Source organism: Pseudomonas sp. zfem005 (assembly GCF_032621735.1).
GTDB lineage: Bacteria > Pseudomonadota > Gammaproteobacteria > Pseudomonadales > Pseudomonadaceae > Metapseudomonas > Metapseudomonas solani.
In genome coordinates, this window is the sequence record NZ_JAVYJE010000026.1 from 1 (window position 1) to 3,174 (window position 3,174).

Genomic DNA, 3,174 nt, shown 5'->3' on the forward strand with positions numbered 1-3,174 from the left:
CGGCCCTTCATGGGCCAGCACCACGGCCTCGCGCACGGCATCCAGTGCGGCCAGGCGCGCCTCGATCTCGCCCAGCTCGATACGGAAACCACGGATCTTCACCTGGTGGTCGATGCGCCCCACGTATTGGATGACGCCGTCGCTGCGGTACTGCGCCAGGTCGCCGGTGCGGTACAGGCGTGCACCGGGCTCGCCGAAGGGRTCGGGGATGAARCGCTGTGCGGTCAGGTCGCCACGGTTCAGGTAGCCCCGCGCCAGRCCGGCRCGRCCYACRTAGAGCTCACCGATGCAGCCACGGGGCACSGGGTTGAGYTCRCCGTCGAGCAGGTACCAGGACAGGTCCGGAATCGGCTCRCCRATCGGGCTGCTGGCGTCATGYTCMAGRTCMGCCAGGGACARCGGYCGGTAGGTGACGTGCACCGTGGTCTCRGTGATGCCGTACATGTTGATCAGCTGCGGCGCGGTATCGCCGAAGCGTTCGAACCAGGGGCGCAGGCTGTGCACGTCCAGGGCCTCGCCACCGAACACCACRTARCGCAGYGCCARSKSRYSCKRRKCGGCRCASGCCACCTGCATCAGCGGCTTGAAGGCYGARGGCGTCTGGTTSAGCACGGTGACACCGGTGTTCACCAGCAGGGCATGGAAGTCCTGCGGCGARCGGCTCACRTCGTGGGGCACGATCACCAGCTCGCCGCCGTASAGCAGCGCGCCRAAGATYTCCCASACCGARAARTCGAAGGCATAGGAATGGAACAGCGACCAGACGTCCTGTGCGCCGAAGTCGAACCAGCCTTCRGTGGCCTGGAACAGCCGCATGATGTTGCTGTGGGGCAGCAACGTGCCTTTCGGCTTGCCWGTGGAGCCGGAGGTGTAGATCACRTAGGCCAGGTTGRCCGGCGACATCGCCACCTGCGGCTCSTGCTCGGGATARCCCGCCGCGCCMTCCAGCAKCARYGCATCCACCGCCGCCGGKATCGGCAGGCKYTGCARYARSKCKGGYTGGGTCAGCAGCAGGCGGATGCCGCTGTCCTCGATCATGTAGGCCAGGCGGTCCTCGGGGTAGCTCGGGTCCAGGGGCACATAGGCRCCWCCGGCYTTGAGGATCGCCAACAGGCCYACCACCATCTCCAGGCYRCGCTCGRYRGCSARGCCCACYCGCACATCYGGGCCMACGCCRCGCTCGATCAGTTGGTGAGCCAGGCGGTTGGCCCAGGYATCGAGYTCGCCATAGCTCAGGGTCTGCGCCTCGAAGCGCAGGGCAATGGCCTCCGGGCGCAGGCGCGCCTGCTCGGCGATGCGCTGGTGGGCGCAYTGGGTGACGTCGAAATYACGGGCCGCCGGGTTCCACTGCTGCAGGTTCGCCTGGCGCTCCTCGGCATCGAGCAGCGGCAGTTCGCCAACACGGCACTGCGGGTCGGCAACGATGCCGCGCAGCAGGTTGAGCCAATGGTCGGCCAGGCGCGAGACGGTGCCCGCATCGAACAGGTCGGTGGCGTAGGTCAACGAGGCGGTGAGTTCACCGGCTGCTTCCAGGGTGTCCAGGGTCAGGTCGAACTGGGCGGTGTGGCTGTCCCAGTCCTGCGCTTTCAGCGTCAGCCCGGGAAGGGACGGCAGCGCCTCACGACCGGCGCTCTGGTGGTTGTAGAGCACCTGGAACAGTGGGCTGTGGCTCAGGCTGCGCTCCGGGCGCAGGGCATCCACCAACTGTTCGAAGGGCAGGTCCTGGTGCGCTTCCGCGCCCAGCGCCGCATCCCGGGCCTGCCCGAGCAGATCGACGAAGCGCACCTGCCCATCGACCTGGGCCCTGAGCACCTGGGTGTTGACGAAGAAGCCGATCAGACGCTCGGTCTCCACGCGGTTGCGGTTGGCGATCGGCACGCCGACGCGGATATCCGCCTGCCCGCTGTAGCGATGCAACAGCGCCTGGAACGAGGCCAGCAGCACCATGAACAGGGTCACGCCCTCGCGCTGCGCCAGCTGGGCGAGTTGCCCGGCCAATGCCGGCGGCAGCTCGATGGCCAGGCGGGCACCGGCGAAACTCTGCTGGGCCGGGCGTGGGCGGTCGGTGGGCAGCTCCAGCAACGGGTGCTCGTCGCCCAGGGCGGCGGTCCAGTAGGCCAGCTGGCGTTCGCGCTCGCCCGCCTCCATCCACTGGCGTTGCCAGGCGGCATAGTCCGCGTACTGGATGGGCAAGGCATCCTGACGCACTGCCAGGCCCTGGCCATGGGCCCCATAGCCCTCCATCAGCTCCTGCACCAGCAGTTGCATCGACCAGCCATCGGAGACGATGTGGTGCTGGGTCAGCACCATCACATACGCCTGCGGCGCGATGCGCAGCAGGCCGACCCGCAGCAGCGGGCCCTTTTCGAGGTCGAAGGGTTCGCTGACCTGCTTCTGCACGAAGGCGCGGATGTATGCCTCGTCTGCGCCCTCTTCCACCTCGGGCGACAGCACCAACGGCAGGTCGGGGTGGATCAGTTGACGGGCCTGCCCATCGCTCTGGACGAAGGTGGTGCGCAGGCTTTCGTGACGCTGCACCAGGTCCGCGAAGGCCCGTTGCAATGCCTCGATGTCGAGCTCGCCCTCGATCCGCAGCGCTGCAGGAATGTGATAGGCGGCGCTGCCCGGCTCCATCTGCCAGAGGAACCACTGGCGCTGCTGGGCATAGGACAGCGGCAGGCTCTGCCCGCGATCCACCCGTGGAATGGAGAGGGTCTGCACACCTGCGGATTGTTCCAGCACCTTCACGCAGGCCTTGAAGTCGGCATTCTCGAACAGTTGGCGAAGCTGCAGGTCGAGCCCCAGCTCCTGGCGAATCCGCGACACCATCTGGGTGGCCAGCAACGAGTGCCCGCCCAGCTCGAAGAAGTTGTCGTTGAGCCCTACCCGCTCCAGCTTGAGCACGTCCTGCCAGATCACCGCCAGGCGCTGCTCCAGCTCGCTTTGCGGCGCCACGTAGTGCTGCTGCGCCTGGCTCGCGTCCGGCTGCGGCAGCGCCTTGCGGTCCAGCTTGCCGTTGGCGGTCAACGGCCAGTGCTCCACAAACAGCAGGTGCGTCGGCACCATGTAGTCCGGCAGCTCGGCCTTCAGCTCGGTTTTCAGGGCGTCACGCAGTGCTGCGGCATCGTTCACGAGGTCCATCGGCAACACGTAGCCCACCAGCTGGGTGCCGGT

Annotated in this window: 1 pseudogene; it reads right to left on the minus strand. The window is 67.4% G+C overall.

The features are described 5' to 3' along the window. Positions 1-3,174 (minus strand): annotated as a pseudogene (locus tag RTW82_RS31565) (amino acid adenylation domain-containing protein); the annotation flags it as partial.